We start from the raw sequence: 19,900 nt of genomic DNA, 5'->3' as shown, positions 1-19,900 counted from the left end.
GAGAACTGGAAGCTGCGGCGGGCCTTGGCCTTGCCGTACTTCTTACGCTCGACGACGCGGCTGTCGCGGGTCAGGAAGCCGTGCGGCTTCAGGACCGGGCGCAGGGCCGGTTCGTAGTAAGTGAGCGCCTTCGACAGGCCGTGACGGATCGCGCCAGCCTGGCCCGAGAGGCCCGAGCCTTCGACCGAGACGATGACGTCGAACTGGCCGAGGCGGTCGGTGACCTGCAGCGGCTGGGCGATCATCATGCGCAGCACCGGACGGGCGAAGTACACTTCCTGGTCGCGGCCGTTGATGGTGATCGAACCCTTGCCCGGCTTGATCCAGACCTTGGCGATCGCGTTCTTGCGCTTGCCGGTGGCGTAGGCGCGGCCCTGAGCGTCGATCTTCGGCTCGGCCGGCGCGGCTTGCGGGTTGGAGGAGAGGCTTTGCAGGGCCTCGAAACCTTGGGTCTCGGACATCTGTCTTACAGGCTCCGCACGTTCTTGGCGTTCAGCGAGGCGAACGCGATGGTCTCGGGGTTCTGCGCCTCGTGCGGATGCTCAGCGCTGTTGTAGATGCGCAGGTGCGTCATCTGCTTGCGGGCCAGCGGGCTTTCCTTCGGCAGCATGCGTTCGACGGCCTTTTCCAGGATGCGCTCCGGATACTTGCCACCGAGGATCTTGTCCGCGGTGCGTTCCTTGATGCCGCCCGGATAGCCGGTGTGCCAGTAGTAGGTCTTGTTGGTCAGCTTGGCGCCAGTGAACTTCACCTTGTCGGCGTTGACCACGACGACATAGTCGCCGCAATCGACGTGCGGGGTGTAGTCGGGGCGGTGCTTGCCGCGAAGACGCATGGCGATGAACGAAGCGAGACGGCCGACCACGGCGTTCTCTGCATCGATCACGATCCACTTCTTCTCGACGTCGGCGGGCTTCAGGGAAGCCGTCGTCTTCATCATGGGAACGGGTCCGTTAGGTTGGCGGGACGAAAAGGGTCCCGGCGAAGGCGCGGCTAGTACGGGCCTCCCGCGCGCCTGTCAACAACGAAAGCACGCAATAGCCCGCAAATCGTTATCTCATAAGGCTTTCGCGGATGAGGTATCATAATACCACGCGTTTTGACACGCCTCGCCCTATGGTCGATCAAGGTCAAGCCGAAGGTCCCGCATGCTCCAGTCCCGCCGCCGTTTTCTGCACGCCGCCGCCGCAAGCGCGGCCTTTGCGGGTCTGGCCCGCTACGCCGGGGCCCAGGTCACCGCCGGAGAGGACGGCTATTCCAATCCGGGATACGCCAGCGAGGTGGCCGGATATGGACCGCTGCGTCACGACCCGGCCGAGATCTTCGACCTTCCCGAGGGGTTCTCGTACCGAGTGCTGTCCAAGGCCGGAGACCGCATGGACGACGGCTTGCTGGCGGCCGGCAAGATGGACGGCATGGGCTGCTTCCCGGCCGGACGCGGCCGCGTGGCCCTGGTGCGCAACCACGAGATCAGCCCGCCGCCGCGCGACCTCCAGATCACCGCCTTCGGCCAGGACCGCGCCCTCGCCTCCGGCGTCGCGGCGTCCAGCCTCTACGACACCGATGCGGACGGCCTGCCCCTGGGCGGCGGGACCAGCACCTTGATCTACGACCTGAAGAGCCGGGAGGTGAAGGCCCAGCATCTCAGCCTGGCGGGCACGGCGGTCAACTGCGCCGGCGGCGTCACACCCTGGGGCTCGTGGCTGACCTGCGAGGAGACGGTCGTGAAGGCCGGCCAGGGCGTGAAGAAGGACCACGGCTGGGTGTTCGAGGTCCCTTCCCGGCTGCGCGGGCTGGCCGAGCCGATCCCGATCGTCGGCATGGGGCGCTTCAAGCACGAGGCCTGCGCGGTCGATCCGCGCACGGGCGTCGTCTACATGACCGAGGACGAGGTGGACGGCCGCGGCCTCTTCTATCGCTACCTTCCCAACGACCGCCGCAAGCTGCATGCCGGCGGGCGGTTGCAGGCCATGGCGATCGAGGGCGATCCCCGCAATTGGGACGAGACGGCCTGGCGGCAGGGCGACTGGAAATCGGTCCGCTGGATCGACCTCGACGGCGTGGACAATCCCAACACCGACCTGCGCCAGCGCGGCCATGGCGCCGGAGCCTCCTGGTTCGCCCGGGGCGAAGGCGTCTTCTTCGGCAAGGGCGAGCTCTATTTCGCCTGCACCAGCGGCGGGCCGAAATTCCACGGCCAGATCCTCCGCTATGTCCCGAGCGCTCATGAGGGCGGCCCTGGGGAAGCGGACGCGCCGGGGCGGCTGCAGCTCTTCGTCGAGCCTTCGGACGTGCGCATGATGGAGATGGCCGACAACCTGGCCATCGCACCCTGGGGTCATATCGTGATCTGCGAGGACAAGATCGGCGGCACCAACTACCTGCGCGGCGTGACGCCGGAGGGCAAGGTCTACACCCTGGGCCGCAACGCCCAGCAGATGGCCGGCGCCAAGGTGCGCGGCACGTCGGAACTGGCCGGCGTCTGCTTCTCGCCGGACGGCTCGACGCTGTTCGTCAACATCTACACGCCCGGCTGCACCCTGGCGATCACCGGGCCCTGGGGCGCGTTCAAGGCTTAGGGCCGGCGCACCCGCCAGGCGAAGGCCACCGCCAGCGACAGCACGATGGCGGCCATGATCTGGTGCGCCATGCCAAGGCCGATGGGCACGGCGAAGACCAGGGTGAGCACGCCCAGCAGCGCCTGCAGAACGATGGCCAGACCCGTCGCCAGGGCCAGCGCCTTGGCGCCATCCGGCAAGGGCGAGCGCCAGGCAACCCAGCTCATCACCACGCCGACGGCGGTCAGCAGATAGGCCACGATCCGGTGATTGAACTGCACCGCGGCCTGACTGTGCGCCAGCGTGCCCCACAAGCCCTGGCCCGCATAGTCCTTGGGGAACACCGCACCGTTCATCAGCGGCCAGTCGTTATAGACGAAGCCGGCGTCGTTGCCGGCCACCAGGGCGCCCAGCAGGATCTGGAAGAAGATCAGCCCGATCAGCGCCCAGGCGCCGCGGTTCCAGGGATTGGGCACCGTCTGGCGGGGCGCGCCGGCCCAGGCGTCCAGCGCCGTCCATACCAGGGCGCCGAGCAGGGCGAAGGCCAGGCCCAGATGCACCGCGAGCCGCTCGGGCGCCACCGTGACGCGGTCCGACAGTCCGCTGGCCACCATCCACCAGCCGATCGCGCCCTGAAGCCCACCCAGCAGGAAGAGCCCAGCGCACCGGACGATCAGCCGCCGGGGAAGTTCACGGCGAACCAGGAAGTAGACGAACGGGATCGCAAAGGCGGCCCCGACCAGCCGCCCCAGAAGCCGGTGGCTCCATTCCCACCAGTAGATCGCCTTGAAAGCCTCCAGGGTCATGCCCTTGTTGACCTGCTGGTACTGAGGAATCTCCTTGTACCGCGCGAACTCCTGGGCCCAATCTTCCGCTGACATCGGCGGCAGCGCCCCGGCCACAGGCTTCCATTCGGTGATCGAGAGCCCCGAATCGGTCAGCCGGGTCGCACCGCCCACGACCACCATCGCCAGCACCAGGGCGGCCACGGCGAACAGCCAGATCGCGACGGGTCGAGAGCGGTCGGAACGAAGGAATGAGGTCATGACTCGGAAATGCGGACTCTTCGGGGCGTTCTTACGGCGATCCGCTATCGAAGATTGACGCAGAGGTCCATGGCGCGAGGGTGGAACCACGGAAGCTTGACCGCATTTGGTCAGGGGCAATTCAATCGGAGGGCTAGTTCATGCAAGGCGTTGGCATTATCGGCTGGATCGTGATCGGGATCGCGGCCGGCTTCGTCGCCGAGAAGGTCATGAAACGTGACCATGGTCTGTTGACCAACCTGCTCGTCGGGGTGGTCGGGGCGCTGCTCGGCGGCTTCATCGCGAACAATCTGCTGCATCTCAACTTCGCCGGCTGGATCGGCAGCTTCATCGTCGCCTCGATCGGCGCGATCCTTCTGCTGTTCCTGCTCGGCCTGATGAAGAAGCGGGGCTAAGGCCGACCTAGTGACGTCGCGCCCCGGCGCGCCTATAGCCGGGGCATGAGCGCGCGCGTCCGAAAATTCATCGGTGGAATAGGCATCGTCGTCTTCCTGGCGTTCTACGCCTGGGCTCTGGTGTCGATCGGCGAACGCCTGCCCGATCACTGGGCTGCGGAACTCGCCTTCTATGGGATCGGCGGCCTCGCCTGGGGCGTGCCGATCCTGCCGCTGATTTCGTGGATGAACCGCGGCCGGCAATAGATACGACAAGAGCCGCTCCGGCGACGGAGCGGCCCTCTCTTCTCACACGACTTGGGCTCAGAAGCCGAGGCGCGCGCCGACGGTGACGACATGCGCGCCGGTTTCGGCGCTGACCTTCACGCCCGCATCCGACACGTCGAAGTCGGGCGAACGCAGATAGCGATAGCCGACGTCCAGGCTGACCTTCTCGCTGACCGGATAGGCGCCGGCCACCATCACCTGCCAGGCGAGGCCGCCCTCCTTGTCGCTGCCGCCCAGTATCTCGTATTCCGCCTGGCCGTAGCCGACGCCGGCGCCGATGCGCGCATTGATCGGCCCGACCGCGCCGAGGTTGTAGTAGGCGTTGGCCATGAGCGCCGTGGTCTTCACGGACGCGTCCAGATTGGCGCCCAGGGCGCGATCGATATCGGCGGTGTCGATGTCGTTCTTCGCATGAAGCACCTCGCCCTCGAGGGTGAAGTTGTTGTCGAAGTTCATGCCGAAGGCGGCGCTGGCGAAGAGGCCCGCGTCAAGGTCGGCGTCTTCCGAGCCCGAGACGCCGGCGCTTGAGGCGCTGACGTCGGTCTTGCCGGCGAGGCCCGAGCCGAGATTGATCTGGAAATACGGACCGACCGGAGCCGATTGCGCCGACGCGCCGGACGCCGCCACAACCGCCAACCCGACGACCGCGACACACAGTTGAGACTTCATGTTTTCTTCTCCCGATGAGTGTGGGCGACCATCGGCGGCGATGGTTAATCGAGTCTCAATTTTAACGGGATCACCCACGGACTGTACAATTTCAGGTACAGCCGTGCGCTTCCTGCGACAGCGCCTTGCCGGTCGAGCAACGGGAATGTGCGGGAAGGCCCTGGACGGGCTAGACGCCGATGGTCGGAGCGACAGGATTCGAACCTGCGACCCCTTGACCCCCAGTCAAGTGCGCTACCAGGCTGCGCCACGCTCCGACATCGGCGAGCGGCCCTTCTAACCGCTTGCGCACGGCGGGCAAGCTGAATTTCGATCTATTGACGCGATCGTCGCCCGCTCAGCGGTCGTCTTCCTTGCTCAGCAAGGAGTCCAACCGTCGCTTGGCGCTCTGCAGGTCGTCCAGGGCCATCAGCAGGCGCTCGCGGCCCTCTTCGGTCAGCTCGCGGTTGGCCAGGTCGGCGGCCAGGGCCTCCGGGCGCGGGCCGACATCGCCATCGGCTGCGGCGAGCAAGCGCTTGAGCCCCTGCTCCTTGTGCAACTTCTGCACACCCTTGATCGTGTATCCGGCGTCGTGCAGCAGCACGCGCACTCCGCGCAGGACCGCGATGTCCTGCGGGCGATAGAAGCGCCGCCCGCCGGCCCGCTTCATCGGTCGAATGAAGGAGAACTTGGTCTCCCAGAACCGCAGCACATGCTGCGGAACATTCAGCTCGTCGGCTGCTTCCGAGATCGTCCTGAAAGCGTCCGGGCCCTTGGCCACGAGCCGCTCACTTGTCGGCCAAGGCGCGGTCGACTCGCGCCTTCATGACCTGCGAGGCGCGGAACCCGATCACGCGACGCGGCTCAATGGCCGCCGGCTCACCGGTCTTGGGATTGCGGCCCATCCGCGCGTTCTTGGAGCGCACCTGGAACACGCCGAAGCCGGACAGCTTGACCTGCTCGCCCTTCTCCAGCGCCTGGACCATCAGCTCCAGCGTCCGCTCGACCAGTTCCGAACAGTCCTGCCTGGTCAGCCCCACTTCCTCATGGACCGCCTCGCACAGGTCGGCCCGCGTAACCGTAGCGCCTTTCATGAACGCCCCTACCCCGGAAAACACCGTTACTGATTGTATCGACACGTCGTCATGTCCTGATTATCGCATCAGGTCAAAGACTTCTAAGATTTCTCAATCGCGCCCACCCTCGCCCCTGAACCGCTCAGATGCAAGGACTTCGCAACGCGATCAGAAGCGAACGACGCAGGCGCCCCAGGTGAGCCCGCCGCCCATGGCCTCCAGCAGCAGCAACTGGCCAGGCTTGATGCGTCCGTCCTGCACCGCCTGATACCAGGCCAGCGGGATCGAGGCGGCGGAGGTGTTCGCGTGTTCCGACACCGTGGTCACCACCTTCGATTCGTCGATGCCGACCCGGCGGGCGACCCCTTCCAGGATACGCTGATTGGCCTGGTGCGGAATGAACCAGTCCACCTCGCCCACCTCCACGCCGGCGTCCTTGGCCGCGGCGAAGATCGCCTCGGAGATGTTGACGACCGCATGGCGGAAAACCTGGTTGCCCTGCATCCGCAGGTGGCCGATCTGGCCGGTGGACACCCCGCCGTCGACGAAGAGCAGATCCTGCTTGGTCCCGTCGGCCCGCAGCGCAAAGCCGAGCAGGCCGCGGTCGGTTGTCGTCCCCTCGCCCGTCTGCGGCTCCAGCACCACGGCTCCGGCTCCATCGCCGAACAGCACGCAGGTGCCGCGGTCGGTCCAATCCATCAGCCGGGTCATGGTCTCCGCGCCGATGACCAGGGCGCACTTGGCGCGCCCGCGCGCCACGAAGCCGTCGGCGACCGACAGGGCGTAGACGAATCCGGAGCAGACCGCCTGCAGGTCGAACGCCGTCCCGACCGGACAGCCCAGCTTGCGCTGAACGATCGTCGCCGCGGCCGGGAAGGTCAGGTCCGGCGTCGTGGTCGCCACGATGATGAGGTCGACGTCCTCAGGCTTGCGCCCGGCCGCTTCCAGCGCCTTGCGGGCCGCCTCGGCGGCCAGGTCGGAGACCGCCTGGTCCGCGGCCACGCGGTGGCGACGGCGGATGCCGGTGCGCTCGACGATCCACTCGTCGGAGGTGTCGACGATCTTGGCCAGGTCGTCATTGGTGACGATCTCGTCGGGGAGATATCCCCCGACCCCGGTCACGACACTACGCAGAACTTGGGTCACTCAGGCGGCTCCATCCACGGCCGGCGGCTGCTGGTCGGCCACCGCGGCGGTCAGCCGCGTCATATTCCGTTCGATTTCGGCTGCGAAGTCGCTTCGTGCAAGCTTGGCCGCCATTCTTATCGCCGAGGCGATGTCGCGTTCGGACGCGCCGCCATGGCTTTTCACCACCACGCCGTTGAGCCCCAGCAGCGGGGCCGCGGCGTCAGGGCTCAACTTTTCGCTGAACGCCAACAGGCCCGAGCGCGCCAGCAGCGCGCCCAGCTTGGTGACCAGCGAACTGGTCAGGGCCGCGCGCAGTTCGCCACCGACATACTTCGCCGTGCCTTCGGCGGTCTTCAGGGCGATGTTCCCGGTGAAGCCGTCGGTGACGATCACGTCGGTCTTGTTCTGCGAAAGCTCATCGCCTTCGACGAAGCCGCGATAGTCCAGGTCGAACTTGCCCGAGCGCAGGATGGCGTGCGCCTGGCGCACCTCCTCATGGCCCTTCATCTCTTCGGAGCCGATGTTCAGCAGGCCCACGGTCGGGCGTTCGACGCCGTGGGCGGCGCGATGGAACGCCTCGCCCATGATCGCGAATTCGACCAGCCGTTCGGCGTCGCAATCGACATTGGCGCCGACGTCCAGCACCGTGCTGACGCCCTTCACGCCAGGCCAGCTCACCACCAGGCAGGGCCGTTCGACCGGCACGCTCATCCGCAGGATCAGCAGCGACATCGCCATCAGCGCGCCGGTGTTGCCGGCGGAGACCGCGGCCTGGGCCTGGCCCTCCTTCACCGCCTCGATGGCCGACCACATGGAGGTGCCCTTGCCGCGCCGCAGGGCCTGGGCCGGCTTTTCGTCCATGGCCACGACGCGATCGGTATGGCGCACCAGGGCCCTGCCCTGCAGGGTCGGCTGCCGGGCCAGCTCGGCGGTGATCGCCGCCTCGTCCCCATAGAGGACGAATTTCAGGTGCGAGGATTCGGCCGCCGCCTTGGCGACTCCTGGAACCACCACGGACGGGCCGTGGTCGCCGCCCATCGCATCGACGGAAATGGTGAGGGTCTCGGTCACGGCGCAGGTTCATCCCTTACAGCGGCGCGCCGCAAGCGGTCGGAGGATATGGCCCAGGTCGTCCCGATGCAAACGGCCAGCCTATCGCGCATCGTCGTCTTTCAACCGCTTCAGGACAGCGAACGGCGACTCCTCGCGCACCTCAGGCTCGTAATCGAACGCCACCCCCGGCTTGCGCGGAAAGGGATCGATCTCCAGCGCCAGGTGCTCGACTAAATAGGCGGCCAGGTCGATCTCCTCGCCCTCCAGGACGTCCGGCGGGTCAGGGGCTTCCAGGTCCAGTTCGATCTCGCCGGGCGAATCGGCCGGCGCATGGGGGCTGCCGGCGGGCACGACCTGGACGGCGATCTCCCCCGCGATCTCGGACTCGAACGGATCGAGGGTGACGCCGCAGATCTGCTCGACCCGCGCCTTGAAACGCCCGGAGATCTCCGCGCCGTCGAGCCAGGGCCGCACGGTCAGGCGGCCGGTCAGCTCGGGCAGGCTTTCAAGGCCCAGGCGACGGGCGATCTGCGCGCGAATTTCCGCATCGGGCGCCAGCGTCACGCTGACCGGGCCGCGGGCGAGATCCGAAAGCCGGATCACCTGGCGCCAGTCGCTCATGCCTGGCTCCAGACCGCCCGGCCGTCCAGCAGGGCGTCCAGCTTCTGCTCAGCCAGGGCCGCCCGTTGCGTCAGGACATAGTCCGACAACTTGCCGACGTTTTCCGCCCCGCCCTGGGCGTAGACCGTCCGGGTCAACAGCGCCTGCAGGTGGTCGGTCTGGGGCAAGGCGGCGAAGGCGGCTTCGTACGACTTCACCCGGCCGTAGAAGGCCTCGCCCAGCTTGCGCATCTTCTTCCCGACCGACAGGTCGCCGACGCCCATTTCACGCAGCGCGTCGTCCAGCGCGCTCAGATAGGTGTCGAACAGCGCCTGGGAGGTCTCGCTGGCCCGGGAACCCTGTCCCCGCAGCCGGTCGAGCAGCAGGAAGACGTGGGCGGTGTAGAGTTCGAAGCGGCCTTCGACCGTATCGGGCACGCCATAGATTTCGTAGAGCGCGGGCGAGCGGGCCTGCGCGACCACGCCGGCATAGAGTTTCTGCCCCATGGCGAGCGTCACGCGCGGGCGGAAGAAGCGGTCCAGGAACATCTCGGCCTCGATTTCGCCGTCACGGGCGGCTACAGGCGGCATTGAACTAAGGGGCGGCGAGCGATAGGTCAAAGCCTCGAAGAATTGAACAGGTCCGGTTCGCACATGTTTCGACGCGTCGCCTACGCCGCATTCGCCGCCGGCCTGCTGGCCTCCGCCGCCGGTTGCGCGCCGATCACGACCTATTCCGGCTTCCAGGCCATCGAGGCCAACCCCAAGGACGTGAAGGTCGGGACCGACACCAAGTCGACCGTACGCGCCAATCTCGGCTCGCCCTCGGCCACCTCGACCTTCGATCCCAACGTCTGGTTCTATATCGACCAGGTGAAGGAGCGTGTGGCCTTTCGCCGCCCGGTCGTCACCTCGCGCAACGTCGTCGCCGTGACCTTCGACAAGGACAGCGAGGTCGTGAAGACCGTCGACGTCATGACCCTGAAGGACGGCAAGGTCATCGCCTTCAACGGTCGCGAGACCCCGACCCGCGGCCGCGAACTGACCATCCTCGAACAGCTTCTCGGCAACGTCGGCCGCGGCACCATGCTGCCCAACCCGGACGACGAGGGCGTGCCCGGCTCACGTCCCGGCGACCGCCGCTAAGCGGATCACGATCCAGGATTCAGAATCAGAAGCCCCGGAGAGCGATCTCCGGGGCTTCCTCGTTTGTTTCTCCCTCCCCGCAAGGGGGGGGAAAATACTCTAGCCGACCGCGCCGTGCGCGAGGACCGCCAACAGCAGCAGGGCCACGATGTTGGTGATCTTGATCATCGGGTTCACAGCCGGACCGGCGGTGTCCTTGTAGGGGTCGCCGACGGTGTCGCCGGTGACCGCGGCCTTGTGGGCTTCAGAGCCCTTGCCGCCGTGGTGGCCTTCCTCGATCAGCTTCTTGGCGTTGTCCCAGGCGCCGCCGCCGGAGGTCATGGAGATCGCGACGAACAGGCCCGTGACGATCACGCCCATCAGCATCGCACCCAGGCTGGCGAAGGCGTTCACCTTGCCGGCGATGATGTTGATGATGAAGAACAGCACGATCGGCGAGAACACCGGCAGCAGCGAGGGAACGATCATTTCCTTGATCGCCGCCCGGGTCAGGATGTCGACGGCGCGGCCGTATTCCGGCTTCACCTCGCCGGTCATGATCCCCGGGTTCTCCTTGAACTGCCGGCGCACCTCTGCGACGACCGATTCGGCCGCCCGGCCGACGGCGGTCATCGAAAGCCCGCCGAACAGGAACGGCAGCAGGCCGCCGACCAGCAGGCCGACCACCACATAAGGGTTGGAGAGGTCGAAGGCGACTGCGCCCAGCCCATCGAAGAACGAGTTCGGCGCGGCGTTGGCCGCGAAGTACTTCAGGTCCTCGGTATAGGCCGCGAACAGCACCAGGGCGCCGAGGCCCGCCGAGCCGATGGCGTAGCCCTTGGTCACCGCCTTGGTGGTGTTGCCGACCGCGTCGAGCGCGTCGGTGGTGACCCGAACTTCCGGCGGCAGACCAGCCATTTCGGCGATGCCGCCGGCGTTGTCGGTGACCGGGCCGAAGGCGTCCAGCGCCACGATGAAGCCCGCCAGCGACAGCATGGCGGTGGTGGCGATGGCGATGCCGAACAGGCCGGCCAGACCATAGGTGACGATGATGCCGACCACGATGACCAGGGCCGGAGCCGCAGTCGATTCCAGCGACATGGCCAGGCCCTGGATCACGTTGGTGCCGTGGCCGGAGACCGAGGCCTTGGCCACCGACTTCACCGGGCGGAAGCCGGTGCCGGTGTAGTATTCGGTGATCACCACGATCAGGGCGGTGACGATCAGGCCGGTGATTCCGCACCAGAACAGGCTCATGGCGTCGAAGGTCTTGTCGCCGACCGTGACCGGCCCGGTGACCAGGGTGGTCACCACCCAGTAGATCGCCGCCACCGACAGTACGCCGGTGACGATCAGACCCTGATAGAGCGCGCCCATGATGTTGTTGGACTTGCCCAGCCGCACGCCGAAGGTGCCGATGATCGAAGTCACGATGCAGACGCCGCAGATGGCCAGCGGCAGCAGCATCATGTTCCCCACCACGTCGGCGCCGCGGAAGAAGATCGCAGCTAGGACCATGGTGGCGACCGTGGTCACCGCATAGGTTTCGAACAGGTCGGCGGCCATGCCGGCGCAGTCGCCGACATTGTCGCCCACGTTGTCGGCGATGGTCGCCGCGTTGCGGGGATCGTCCTCCGGGATGCCGGCTTCAACCTTGCCGACCATGTCGCCGCCGACGTCGGCGCCCTTGGTGAAGATGCCGCCGCCAAGGCGGGCGAAGATCGAGATCAGCGAAGCCCCGAAGCCCAGCGCCACCAGCGAGTCGACGACTTCGCGGCTGGTGCTTTCATGGCCGAGCGGCCCGATCAGGATCGCGTAGTAGCCGGCGACGCCCACCAGGGCGAAGCCCGCCACCAGCATGCCGGTGATGGCGCCGGACTGGAAGGCCAGCGACAGGCCGCGGGCCAGCCCCTCGGAGGCCGCCTGGGCCGTGCGCACATTGGCGCGGACCGAGATCAGCATGCCGATGAAACCGGCGGCGCCGGACAGCACCGCGCCAATCAGGAAGCCGACCGCCGCCAGCGGGCCGATCAGCACGGCCGCGGCGATCAGCACCACGACGCCGACGATGGCGATGGCGGTGTATTGGCGGCGCAGATAGGCCTGGGCGCCTTCCTGGATCGCCGCGGCGATCTCCTGCATTCGCGCATTGCCGGGAGAAGCCCGCAACAACTGTGCGGTTCGTACGATGCCGTAGAGCACCGCCAACAAGCCGGCGGCGATCACCAGCGTAAGCGTAAGACTCATCTTCTAAGCGCCCCTATCGATTGCACGAAGACGCCGTTCGTCGCCCACGATTGGGCGGCGCTCGACGCTCCAGGCCCCTGTCGTTTTCCCTCAAGCGGAGCGCCGTTCGTCCGGAGCCCCTTTTTGATCGATAGGACGTTGCCAGTTGTAACGGGGACGCGCAACGTCCCCTTGACCATGGTTACGCTGCGGCAGGGACGCCGAGGACGGTTTCAGGGCAGGACATTTCGCGGCGAGGCGCCCTGCCCGCCGCGGCCTGGCCGCGGCAGGCCCAGCCGCTGCTTGGGCATCTGGGCGGTGAGAGTCACCGCCTTGACGTCCCGGCCGGCGATGGCGACGGCCTCGCGCTGGAAGGCGGCGGTGAGTTTCGGCGCATCGACCGCCGCATAGTCCTTGGGGTCGGCGAAGGAGCCGCGGTTGCCGATCCGCGCCAGGGCGTCGCGGAAATAGGGCTCCTTGGCGCGCCATTTCGATGCGTCCGCCATCGCCGTCAGTTGCACCCGGAAAGTCACGAAGACGTAGTTGACCAGCCGGCCGTCCGCCAGGATCGGGATCGCTACCGGCGAGACGTCCACATACTGCCCGGCCGGCCCATCCTTGCTCGCCCCGGACTTGTCAGGCTCCGCCGCCAGGGCGGGGGCTGCGATCAGGGCGATTGACGCGAGGACGAGGGTGCGGCGGATCATGGCGCGATCCTTTAGCCCCTCGAGGGTTGCTGGTCGGCTAACCGTGCCGCCAGCCGCCGGCTCCGGCTTCGATGACCAGGCCGTCGACCTCGATCCGGCGGCCAGGCTCCGCCGTAAGGTTTCCAATCACCGTGAACCCGTCCAGCCGCTCAGGCGCGGCGCAGACTACCTCATAGTCGTCGCCCCCCGAGGCCAGGGCGCTCAGCGCCACGGCCCGCTCCGGTTGGCGCGAGAGCCACGCGCGGGCGGGCTCCGACAGCGGCAGGGCGGCGAGGTCGAGCTTCAGCCCGCAACCGCTGGCGGTCGCGATGTGGCCCGCATCGGCGATCAGGCCGTCCGACACGTCCGCCGCCGCGCTGGCGCCATCCCTCAGCACATCGCGAAGGTCGAGCCGCGGCGTCGGCGCCCGGTAGCGCCCGGCCAGCCAGCCAGCGGGGTCGTCCAGTTCGCCTTTGGCGGCGAGCAGGCCGAGCCAGCCGTCGCCGATCGTTCCAGACACCATCAGCAGGTCGCCAGGCCGCCCGCCGCCGCGCCGCACCATACGGCCGGACGGCGTCCAGCCCAGCAGGGTCAGGGAGACCGTCAGCGGCCCCGGCGTCGAAACCGTGTCGCCGCCCAACAGGATCAGGTCGAAAGCCTCCCCATCCTGCGCCAGGCCATCGGCGAAACGCCGCCGCTCGGCCCAGCCCCAGGCCTTCGGCCAAGCCGTCGCCAGGAAATAGCCGTAGGGTTCGGCCCCCTTGGCCGCCAGATCCGAGAGATTGACCCGCAGCAGCTTGCGCGCGACCAGGTCGGGCGCTTCGCCAGGCAGGAAATGCACGCCCTCGACCATGGCGTCCTTGGTCACCACCAGGTCGAAGCCGGGCCGCGAGGGAATGACCGCGGCGTCGTCCAGCAGCGCCAGGGCCTCCGGCGCGCCCCGGGTCAGCGGGCGATAGAGCTCCGCGATCTGGCCGAACTCGTCTGGGGCCTCATCAGGTGCGGACATCCCGGGCCACCGCATCCAGCGCCCCGTTGACGAAGCCGCCTTCGGGCCCGTCGAAGAAGGACTTGGTCAGTTCGACATATTCGTCGATCGCCACCTCGGTCGGCACGTCGGGCCGATGCGACAGCTCGAAGACCCCCGCGCGCAGGATGGCCCGCACGGTGGCGTCAAGCCGCTCCAGCCGCCAGTTGGCCGCCAGCCGGCCGACGACCGCCGCGTCGATCTCGCGCTGGTGGTCCACCACCCCGCGCACCAGGTCGGCGAAGAAGGCCTCGTCGGCGGCGGCCAACGGCGCGCCTTCGCCGTCGCCCTCGGGGCTGCGGTCGAACCTATGGTCGGAGAATTCGCGGATCACCGCCTCGACCCCGGCCCCGGACACCTCCATCTGATAGAGCGCCTGGACCGCGGCCAACCGGGCCACGGAGCGTTGCCCCCGGCTCATCGCGTCTGTCCCAGCAGCCGCCGCTTCAGGGCGATCATCTCCAGGGCCGCGCGGGCCGCCGCCCCGCCCTTGTCGCCCTCGCTGGCCCTGGCGCGCGCCCAGGCCTGGTCTCCGTCCTCGACCGTGAGAATACCGTTGCCGATAGCCAGCCGCTTGCCGACCGTCAGGTCCATGATACCGCGCGCCGACTCGTTCGAGACGATCTCGAAATGGTAGGTCTCGCCGCGGATCACCGTGCCCAGGGCGACATAGCCGTCATAACTGCGGCCGGCCGGCCGATGGCCGCCCTCCTCGGCGATGGCGATCGCGCCAGGGATTTCCAGCGCGCCGGGCACGCTGATGACGTCGTATTCGGCGTCATGGGCGGTGATGACGTCCGCCGCGGCCTTCAGCATCTCGTCGGCCAGGTCGTCGTAGAAGCGGGCTTCGACGATCAGGATGCGAATCTTTTCTTCGAGCATGGGGCTCCAGTCTCTGCTTGAGCCGACCCTTTAGGCCGTTTCTCGCCAGCGGGCGAGATACCGCGCGAGCATGTCGATCTCCAGATTGACCTTCGAGCCCGGCTTCAGCCGGCCCAGCGTGGTCACATCCCAGGTGTGCGGGATCAGATTGACGCCGAAAACATCGTCCTCGACCTCGTTGACGGTCAGGCTGACGCCGTCGACCGTGATCGAACCCTTGGGGGCGATGAAGCGGTGCAGGGGCCGAGGAACGCGGATCTTGACCCGATGCGATCCGCCTTCGGATTCGACCAAGATCACCTCGCCCACCCCATCCACATGGCCCGAGACGATGTGGCCGCCCAGTTCGTCGCCCACCCGCGCGGCGCGCTCCAGATTGATCGGGTCGCCTTCCTTCCAGCTTCCCAGGGTGGTCAGGCCGAGCGTCTCGCCCGAGATCTCGACCGCGAACCAGCCTTCGCCCTTCTCAACGATGGTCAGGCAGCATCCGGCGTGGCTGATCGAGGCGCCCATGTCGATGGTCGACAGGTCGAAACTGGTCTCGACCTCGAAGCGCAGGTCGCGGTTGGTCTCGCGGACGGCCCGCAGGCGGCCCACGTCGGTGACGATGCCGGTGAACATTCAGAACCTCTCGTAACGCTCCCACAGGTCGTCGCCGACCTGCGAAACTTCAATGCGGCGCAGCCGGGGGGCGTCGGCCAGCGCGGTCAGCGCCAGCGCCCCGATCCCCGGCCGCCCCTCGCCACCGATGACGATCGGCGCGCGGAACCACTCCAACCTGTCGACCAGCCCGCAGCGCAGGAAACTTCCAGCCACCTGGCCGCCGCCTTCGACGAACAGCCGTGCCAGGCCTTGTCCTGCCAGGGTTTCCACCACGTCACGCAAGTCCGGCCGCTCCCCGCCCAGCGCCTCGACCTGCAGCACCTTGACCCCCGCCTCGACCAGGCGCGGCTGCGGCGGCTCGGTGGCGATCACATAGGTCGGGACCTCGCGCGCGGTCCGCACCAGCCGGCAGTCGTCGGCCAGCCTCTGACGGCTGTCCAGCACCACCCGCGCCGGCTGGCGGCCGTTCCAGCCCTCCAGCCGCACCGTCAGGTCCGGATCGTCCGCCAGGGCGGTCTCCACCCCGACCAGCACCGCATCGTGCTCGGCCCGCAGCCGATGCACCGCCTCACGCGCCTGTGGCCCGGTGATCCAGCGGCTCTCGCCGCTCGCCGTGGCGATCCGCCCATCCAGCGAGGTCGCGAGCTTGAGGGTGACACTCACGCTCCCTTCCCCTCGCAGGGCGGGAAAAACCGGTTACCGCCCATCCTCGTCGCCGTCGTGAAGGCCCTCCTGGCCGAGGAAGGTCGCGAACTCGCCGGCTTCGCGGAAGTCCCGATAGACTGAGGCGTAGCGGACATAGGCCACGTCATCGAGCTGCTTCAGATGCGTCATGATCAGTTCGCCGACGGCCGACGACGGCAGTTCGGCCTCGCCCATGCTTTCCAGCTCGCGCACGATCATCGAGATCATCTTCTCGATGCGCTCGGGCTCGATCGGACGCTTGCGGGTCGCCAAGCCGACCGAGCGGGCCATCTTGTCCCGATCGAAGGGCGCGCGGCGGCCCGAGCGCTTGACGATGACCAACTCGCGAAGCTGCACCCGCTCGAAGGTCGTGAACCGGCCTTCGCACTCGGGGCAGAACCTGCGGCGGCGGATGGCCGCGCCGTCTTCCGACGGGCGGCTGTCCTTCACCTGACTTTCAGCATGACCGCAGAACGGGCATCGCATGATCTAGCCCCTTCCGGCCAACCCACATCAAGATACAGGGGTTAGCTGTAGATGGGGAAGCGTTTCGTCAAGGCCAGCACTTCGTCGCGCACCTTGGCTTCCACCGCGCTGTTGTCGCCGCCCTTGGCTAGGCCGTCGAGCACTTCGCCGATCCAGGTCCCGACCTGGCGGAACTCCGCTTCGCCGAAGCCGCGGGTCGTGCCGGCCGGCGTGCCCACCCGCAGGCCCGAGGTCTGCATCGGGGGCAGCGGGTCGAACGGGATGCCGTTCTTGTTGGTGGTGATGTGGGCGCGCTCCAGCGCCACTTCGGCGTCCGATCCCGACACGCCCTTCGGCGTCAGGTCCACCAGCATCAGGTGGCTGTCGGTGCCGTTGGACACGATCTTGAAGCCGGCGGCCTGGAGGCTGTCGGACAGCGCGCGGGCGTTGGCGACGATCTGGCGGGCGTATTGCTGGAATTCCGGCTGCAGCGCCTCGCCGAACGCCACGGCCTTGGCGGCGATCACGTGCATCAGCGGCCCGCCCTGCAGGCCGGGGAACACCGCCGAATCGATCTTCTTGGCCAGCTTCTTGTCGTTGGTCAGGATCATGCCGCCGCGCGGGCCGCGCAGGGTCTTGTGCGTAGTGGTGGTGACGATGTGGGCGTGCGGGAACGGGTTCGGATAGATGCCGCCGGCGACCAGGCCCGCATAGTGGGCGATATCGACCATCAGCAGGGCGCCCACGCTGTCGGCGATCTCGCGGAACCGGACGAAGTCGATGTGACGGCTATAGGCCGAACCGCCGGCGATGATCACCTTGGGCTTTTCGGCCTGGGCGACCTCGGCGGCCATGTCGTAGTCGATCAGATGATCCTGCTGGCGCACGCCATAGGCCACCGGACGGAACCACTTGCCCGACTGGTTGACGTTCTTGCCGTGGGTCAGGTGGCCGCCCGCGGCCAGGTCCATGCCCATGAAGGTGTCGCCCGGCGTCATGGTGGCCATGAACACCGCCTGGTTCGCCTGGCTGCCCGAGTGCGGCTGCACATTGGCGAACTCGCAGCCGAAGATCTGCTTGGCGCGGTCGATGGCGATCTGCTCGGCCACGTCCACGACCTCGCAGCCGCCGTAGTAGCGCTTGCCGGGGTAACCCTCGGCGTACTTGTTGGTCAGGACCGAGCCCTGGGCCTCCATCACCGCGCGCGAGACGATGTTCTCGGAGGCGATCAGTTCGATCTGGTCCTGCTGGCGCTTCAGCTCGCCGTCGAGGACGGCGGCGATCTGCGCATCGGTTTCGGCGACGCCGGCCGTGAAGAAGGCGTCTGCGGGGGTCTGGGCGTGAACGGTCATGGGCGGGCCTTTCGGGAAATCCTGGAAGCGGATGCGGGGCGAGCGCTTCGTCGTGCGCTCTTTAGCGCCATCGGACCTTCGATCCAACGGCAGGGAACGATCTTCTGCCTGCGGCGTTGCAGACCCCACGGAGGCGAGCGCGCTCGGGCGACGCGTCCATTGGTCATCGCCTTATCAAGGGGTCCCGAATGAGTATGGAAGCCGAGCCCGAAGGTCGTTCGGGCGAGGAATTGATGCGCCTGGGCGCCGACATCGTCGCCGCATATGTCAGCCGCAATCCCGTAACCGCCGAGGCGGTCCCCGAGATCATACGTTCCGTCTACGGCGCGCTCGAAGGCCTCAGCAAGGGGCCGGCCGCCAGCGCCGAAGAGAAACCCAAGCCTGCGGTGCCGATCAGCCGCTCGATCCAGCACGACTTCATCGTGTGCCTGGAGGACGGCAAGAAACTCAAGATGCTCAAGCGCTACCTGCGCTCGCGCTACGACATGAGCCCGGAAGACTATCGCCGCCGCTGGGGGCTGCCGCCCGACTATCCGATGGTCGCGCCGGCCTATGCGGCCCGCCGCTCCGACTTCGCCAAGAAGATCGGCCTGGGGCGCGGCGTGCGGCGGGGCAGCTAGGCCTCGCCCGAAACTCAAGGACTCCCGAGCGATATCCGACTCAATCGGATTGGATTTCGCTCGGGCCAAAATCAGGAAATCAGCGAACCTGCGTCACCTTGGCTGAGGGGCGAAAGGCTTCCGCATCTGAGAATACGCACAGGCGATCTCCGAGCCCGGCGTCTGGCCGGACCGGAGCGCGCCCGTCGCGCATGATGCAGAATGAAATGCTGTAGTCAGGCCGCCTGACCGCCCACGCGGGCGATGTTGCAGTGGACCCAGAGCTTTTCCAGCGCCTCGGCCAGGGCGTCCATCATCTCGTCGGTATGGGCCGGCGAAGGCGTGAAGCGCAGCCGCTCGGTGCCGCGCGGCACGGTCGGATAGTTGATCGGCTGCACATAGATCCCGAAGTCGGTCAGCAGCACGTCGGAGATCATCTTGCAGTGCACGGGGTCGCCGACCAGCACCGGCACGATATGGCTGACCGACGGCATGACCGGCAAGCCGGCCTTGCGCAGGCGGGCCTTCAGGGCCGCGGCGCGTTCCTGATGGGCCTCGCGAACCTCGTTGTGCGCCTTCAGGTAACGGATCGAGGCCACCGCCCCGGCGGCCAGGGCCGGCGGGATCGAGGTCGTGAAGATGAAACCGTCGGCATAGCTGCGGATCGCATCGACGATCACCGCATCGGCGGCGATGTAGCCGCCCATCACGCCGAACGCCTTGCCCAGCGTGCCCTCAATGATGTCGATCTCGCTCATCACGCCGTCGCGCTCGGCCACGCCGGCGCCGCGCGGGCCGTACATGCCGACCGCATGGACTTCGTCCAGATAGGTCATGGCGCCATACTTCTTGGCCAGCGCCACGGTCGCCTTCATGTCGGCGATGTCGCCGTCCATCGAATAGACGCTCTCGAAGGCGATCAACTTGGGCGCGTCGGCCGGGGCCTCGGCCAGAAGCTGCTCCAGGTGCGCCAGATCGTTGTGGCGGAACACGCGGCGACGCTCGCGGCCCCCAGCGCGGATGCCGGAGATCATCGAGTTATGGTTCAGCTCGTCGGAGAAGATGAGCAGGCCGGGAAGAATTTTGTAGAGCGTCGAGAGCGAGGCCTCGTTCGACACATAGCCCGAGGTGAACAGCAGGGCCGCTTCCTTGCCGTGGAGGTCGGCCAGCTCTTCCTCGAGTTCGACGTGGTAGTGCGTAGTGCCCGAGATGTTGCGGGTGCCGCCCGAGCCTGCGCCCGCCTCGTCGATCGCCTCGTGCATGGCGTCGGTGACGATCGGGTTCTGCCCCTGGCCGAGATAGTCGTTGGAACACCAGACCACCACATCCGACTGCGAACCATCGGCTTGCGTCCAGGTGGCGTGCGGGAACTGGCCGCGGTGGCGCTTCAGGTCGGCGAAGACCCGATATCGTCCTTCGGAACGGATTTGCTCCAGGGCGGTTGCGAAGGCGGCCTTGTAATCCATCGACTTGAAATCCGT

General features: G+C 67.3%; 25 protein-coding genes and 1 tRNA gene. 5 read left to right on the top strand and 21 right to left on the bottom strand.

The genetic code is table 11. From position 1 onward, the window contains the following. The coding region (rpsI, locus tag ACE3TL_RS08160; protein WP_374578214.1) for a 30S ribosomal protein S9 at positions 1 to 461 on the bottom strand (461 nt) is incomplete at its 3' end. Positions 462 to 466: 5 nt separating this feature from the next. Next, on the bottom strand, positions 467 to 940 hold the full coding sequence (gene rplM, locus ACE3TL_RS08155) for a 50S ribosomal protein L13 (protein WP_374578213.1): 474 nt from the start codon (positions 938 to 940) through the stop codon (positions 467 to 469). A 208-nt stretch (positions 941 to 1,148) separates the two neighbouring features. On the opposite strand from rplM, the gene ACE3TL_RS08150 reads away from it, so the two are divergent. Next, positions 1,149 to 2,579, top strand: a complete 1,431-nt coding sequence (locus ACE3TL_RS08150; protein ID WP_374578212.1) for an alkaline phosphatase PhoX — start codon at positions 1,149 to 1,151, stop codon at positions 2,577 to 2,579. Here ACE3TL_RS08150 and ACE3TL_RS08145 read toward each other — a convergent pair. After that, positions 2,576 to 3,604, bottom strand: a complete 1,029-nt coding sequence (locus ACE3TL_RS08145; RefSeq protein ID WP_374578211.1) for a COX15/CtaA family protein — start codon at positions 3,602 to 3,604, stop codon at positions 2,576 to 2,578. The genes ACE3TL_RS08150 and ACE3TL_RS08145 overlap by 4 nt on opposite strands. Before the next feature lie 140 nt (positions 3,605 to 3,744). Here ACE3TL_RS08145 and ACE3TL_RS08140 point away from each other — a divergent pair, with 140 nt between their 5' ends. Then, positions 3,745 to 3,999 carry a GlsB/YeaQ/YmgE family stress response membrane protein gene (locus ACE3TL_RS08140; protein WP_374578210.1) on the top strand — a complete coding sequence of 85 codons (255 nt, stop codon included), beginning with the start codon at positions 3,745 to 3,747 and terminating at the stop codon, positions 3,997 to 3,999. 45 nt (positions 4,000 to 4,044) lie between these two features. Next, positions 4,045 to 4,245, top strand: coding sequence for a DUF2842 domain-containing protein (locus tag ACE3TL_RS08135; protein ID WP_374578209.1), 201 nt, complete (start codon positions 4,045 to 4,047; stop codon positions 4,243 to 4,245). 57 nt (positions 4,246 to 4,302) lie between these two features. Here ACE3TL_RS08135 and ACE3TL_RS08130 read toward each other — a convergent pair whose 3' ends face one another. The 8 genes from ACE3TL_RS08130 to ACE3TL_RS08095 form a co-directional block, all read right to left on the bottom strand. Then, positions 4,303 to 4,935, bottom strand: a complete 633-nt coding sequence (locus ACE3TL_RS08130) for an outer membrane protein (RefSeq protein WP_374578208.1) — start codon at positions 4,933 to 4,935, stop codon at positions 4,303 to 4,305. Positions 4,936 to 5,115: 180 nt separating this feature from the next. Then, positions 5,116 to 5,192, bottom strand: a tRNA-Pro gene (locus tag ACE3TL_RS08125). An 80-nt stretch (positions 5,193 to 5,272) separates the two neighbouring features. Further along, entirely contained in the window at positions 5,273 to 5,695 is a 423-nt protein-coding gene (locus tag ACE3TL_RS08120) for a MerR family transcriptional regulator (RefSeq protein WP_374578207.1), read from the bottom strand. Between the two features lie 7 nt (positions 5,696 to 5,702). Beyond that, the gene (locus tag ACE3TL_RS08115; RefSeq protein WP_374578206.1) at positions 5,703 to 6,008 is read right to left on the bottom strand and encodes an integration host factor subunit alpha; all 306 of its coding nucleotides are present in this window, start codon (positions 6,006 to 6,008) and stop codon (positions 5,703 to 5,705) included. A 150-nt stretch (positions 6,009 to 6,158) separates the two neighbouring features. After that, positions 6,159 to 7,136 (bottom strand): beta-ketoacyl-ACP synthase III, encoded by a 978-nt coding sequence (locus tag ACE3TL_RS08110; RefSeq protein WP_374578205.1) that lies wholly within the window; start codon positions 7,134 to 7,136, stop codon positions 6,159 to 6,161. Then, positions 7,137 to 8,189 carry a phosphate acyltransferase PlsX gene (plsX, locus tag ACE3TL_RS08105; RefSeq protein WP_374578204.1) on the bottom strand — a complete coding sequence of 351 codons (1,053 nt, stop codon included), beginning with the start codon at positions 8,187 to 8,189 and terminating at the stop codon, positions 7,137 to 7,139. It lies immediately after the preceding gene. Between the two features lie 81 nt (positions 8,190 to 8,270). Next, positions 8,271 to 8,792 (bottom strand): DUF177 domain-containing protein, encoded by a 522-nt coding sequence (locus tag ACE3TL_RS08100; protein WP_374578203.1) that lies wholly within the window; start codon positions 8,790 to 8,792, stop codon positions 8,271 to 8,273. Continuing rightward, positions 8,789 to 9,319: a ubiquinol-cytochrome C chaperone family protein gene (locus ACE3TL_RS08095; RefSeq protein ID WP_374578202.1), complete on the bottom strand. Its 531-nt coding sequence runs from the start codon at positions 9,317 to 9,319 to the stop codon at positions 8,789 to 8,791. Before ACE3TL_RS08095 ends, ACE3TL_RS08100 begins: the two co-directional genes overlap by 4 nt. Positions 9,320 to 9,424: 105 nt before the next feature. On the opposite strand from ACE3TL_RS08095, the gene ACE3TL_RS08090 reads away from it, so the two are divergent. Beyond that, the gene (locus ACE3TL_RS08090) at positions 9,425 to 9,916 is read left to right on the top strand and encodes an outer membrane protein assembly factor BamE (RefSeq protein WP_374578201.1); all 492 of its coding nucleotides are present in this window, start codon (positions 9,425 to 9,427) and stop codon (positions 9,914 to 9,916) included. A gap of 99 nt (positions 9,917 to 10,015) precedes the next feature. Here ACE3TL_RS08090 and ACE3TL_RS08085 read toward each other — a convergent pair whose 3' ends face one another. From ACE3TL_RS08085 to glyA, 9 genes are all read right to left on the bottom strand, one after another. Beyond that, entirely contained in the window at positions 10,016 to 12,142 is a 2,127-nt protein-coding gene (locus tag ACE3TL_RS08085) for a sodium-translocating pyrophosphatase (protein WP_374578200.1), read from the bottom strand. A gap of 212 nt (positions 12,143 to 12,354) precedes the next feature. Further along, positions 12,355 to 12,828, bottom strand: coding sequence for a hypothetical protein (locus ACE3TL_RS08080; RefSeq protein WP_374578199.1), 474 nt, complete (start codon positions 12,826 to 12,828; stop codon positions 12,355 to 12,357). Between the two features lie 37 nt (positions 12,829 to 12,865). Continuing rightward, positions 12,866 to 13,831 (bottom strand): thiamine-phosphate kinase, encoded by a 966-nt coding sequence (gene thiL, locus ACE3TL_RS08075; protein ID WP_374578198.1) that lies wholly within the window; start codon positions 13,829 to 13,831, stop codon positions 12,866 to 12,868. Next, a complete protein-coding gene (nusB, locus tag ACE3TL_RS08070; protein WP_374578197.1) occupies positions 13,803 to 14,255 on the bottom strand; it encodes a transcription antitermination factor NusB in 453 nt (150 codons plus the stop codon). Before nusB ends, thiL begins: the two co-directional genes overlap by 29 nt. Beyond that, entirely contained in the window at positions 14,252 to 14,716 is a 465-nt protein-coding gene (ribH, locus tag ACE3TL_RS08065) for a 6,7-dimethyl-8-ribityllumazine synthase (RefSeq protein WP_374578196.1), read from the bottom strand. Before ribH ends, nusB begins: the two co-directional genes overlap by 4 nt. Before the next feature lie 30 nt (positions 14,717 to 14,746). After that, a complete protein-coding gene (locus ACE3TL_RS08060; RefSeq protein WP_374578195.1) occupies positions 14,747 to 15,337 on the bottom strand; it encodes a riboflavin synthase in 591 nt (196 codons plus the stop codon). Further along, entirely contained in the window at positions 15,338 to 15,982 is a 645-nt protein-coding gene (locus ACE3TL_RS08055) for a RibD family protein (RefSeq protein ID WP_374578194.1), read from the bottom strand. It lies immediately after the preceding gene. Between the two features lie 33 nt (positions 15,983 to 16,015). Continuing rightward, positions 16,016 to 16,489, bottom strand: coding sequence for a transcriptional regulator NrdR (gene nrdR / locus ACE3TL_RS08050; protein ID WP_374578193.1), 474 nt, complete (start codon positions 16,487 to 16,489; stop codon positions 16,016 to 16,018). Between the two features lie 41 nt (positions 16,490 to 16,530). Further along, positions 16,531 to 17,820 (bottom strand): serine hydroxymethyltransferase, encoded by a 1,290-nt coding sequence (gene glyA / locus ACE3TL_RS08045; RefSeq protein ID WP_374578192.1) that lies wholly within the window; start codon positions 17,818 to 17,820, stop codon positions 16,531 to 16,533. 188 nt (positions 17,821 to 18,008) lie between these two features. Here glyA and ACE3TL_RS08040 point away from each other — a divergent pair, with 188 nt between their 5' ends. Further along, on the top strand, positions 18,009 to 18,440 hold the full coding sequence (locus ACE3TL_RS08040; RefSeq protein WP_374578191.1) for a MucR family transcriptional regulator: 432 nt from the start codon (positions 18,009 to 18,011) through the stop codon (positions 18,438 to 18,440). A 215-nt stretch (positions 18,441 to 18,655) separates the two neighbouring features. Here the strand turns inward: ACE3TL_RS08040 and hemA are convergent, their stop codons facing one another. After that, the gene (gene hemA / locus ACE3TL_RS08035; RefSeq protein ID WP_374578190.1) at positions 18,656 to 19,885 is read right to left on the bottom strand and encodes a 5-aminolevulinate synthase; all 1,230 of its coding nucleotides are present in this window, start codon (positions 19,883 to 19,885) and stop codon (positions 18,656 to 18,658) included. Positions 19,886 to 19,900 lie beyond the last annotated feature (15 nt).

Source organism: Phenylobacterium sp., from assembly GCF_041920015.1.
In the GTDB taxonomy this organism is placed as follows: Bacteria; Pseudomonadota; Alphaproteobacteria; order Caulobacterales; family Caulobacteraceae; genus Phenylobacterium.
Note: the sequence above shows the minus strand (reverse complement) of the source record. Positions and strands in the feature narration are given on the sequence as shown.

Bases quoted from the DNA above. Each gene is read 5' to 3' on its own strand.
- rplM (WP_374578213.1), bottom strand. From the start codon at position 940: ATGATGAAGACGACGGCTTCCCTGAAGCCCGCCGACGTCGAGAAGAAG.
- ACE3TL_RS08150 (WP_374578212.1), top strand. From the start codon at position 1,149: ATGCTCCAGTCCCGCCGCCGTTTTCTGCACGCCGCCGCCGCAAGCGCG.
- ACE3TL_RS08145 (WP_374578211.1), bottom strand. From the start codon at position 3,604: ATGACCTCATTCCTTCGTTCCGACCGCTCTCGACCCGTCGCGATCTGG.
- ACE3TL_RS08140 (WP_374578210.1), top strand. From the start codon at position 3,745: ATGCAAGGCGTTGGCATTATCGGCTGGATCGTGATCGGGATCGCGGCC.
- ACE3TL_RS08135 (WP_374578209.1), top strand. From the start codon at position 4,045: ATGAGCGCGCGCGTCCGAAAATTCATCGGTGGAATAGGCATCGTCGTC.
- ACE3TL_RS08130 (WP_374578208.1), bottom strand. From the start codon at position 4,935: ATGAAGTCTCAACTGTGTGTCGCGGTCGTCGGGTTGGCGGTTGTGGCG.
- ACE3TL_RS08115 (WP_374578206.1), bottom strand. From the start codon at position 6,008: ATGAAAGGCGCTACGGTTACGCGGGCCGACCTGTGCGAGGCGGTCCAT.
- ACE3TL_RS08100 (WP_374578203.1), bottom strand. From the start codon at position 8,792: ATGAGCGACTGGCGCCAGGTGATCCGGCTTTCGGATCTCGCCCGCGGC.
- ACE3TL_RS08095 (WP_374578202.1), bottom strand. From the start codon at position 9,319: ATGTTCCTGGACCGCTTCTTCCGCCCGCGCGTGACGCTCGCCATGGGG.
- ACE3TL_RS08090 (WP_374578201.1), top strand. From the start codon at position 9,425: ATGTTTCGACGCGTCGCCTACGCCGCATTCGCCGCCGGCCTGCTGGCC.
- ACE3TL_RS08085 (WP_374578200.1), bottom strand. From the start codon at position 12,142: ATGAGTCTTACGCTTACGCTGGTGATCGCCGCCGGCTTGTTGGCGGTG.
- ACE3TL_RS08080 (WP_374578199.1), bottom strand. From the start codon at position 12,828: ATGATCCGCCGCACCCTCGTCCTCGCGTCAATCGCCCTGATCGCAGCC.
- thiL (WP_374578198.1), bottom strand. From the start codon at position 13,831: ATGCGGTGGCCCGGGATGTCCGCACCTGATGAGGCCCCAGACGAGTTC.
- nusB (WP_374578197.1), bottom strand. From the start codon at position 14,255: ATGAGCCGGGGGCAACGCTCCGTGGCCCGGTTGGCCGCGGTCCAGGCG.
- ribH (WP_374578196.1), bottom strand. From the start codon at position 14,716: ATGCTCGAAGAAAAGATTCGCATCCTGATCGTCGAAGCCCGCTTCTAC.
- ACE3TL_RS08060 (WP_374578195.1), bottom strand. From the start codon at position 15,337: ATGTTCACCGGCATCGTCACCGACGTGGGCCGCCTGCGGGCCGTCCGC.
- nrdR (WP_374578193.1), bottom strand. From the start codon at position 16,489: ATGCGATGCCCGTTCTGCGGTCATGCTGAAAGTCAGGTGAAGGACAGC.
- glyA (WP_374578192.1), bottom strand. From the start codon at position 17,820: ATGACCGTTCACGCCCAGACCCCCGCAGACGCCTTCTTCACGGCCGGC.
- ACE3TL_RS08040 (WP_374578191.1), top strand. From the start codon at position 18,009: ATGAGTATGGAAGCCGAGCCCGAAGGTCGTTCGGGCGAGGAATTGATG.
- hemA (WP_374578190.1), bottom strand. From the start codon at position 19,885: ATGGATTACAAGGCCGCCTTCGCAACCGCCCTGGAGCAAATCCGTTCC.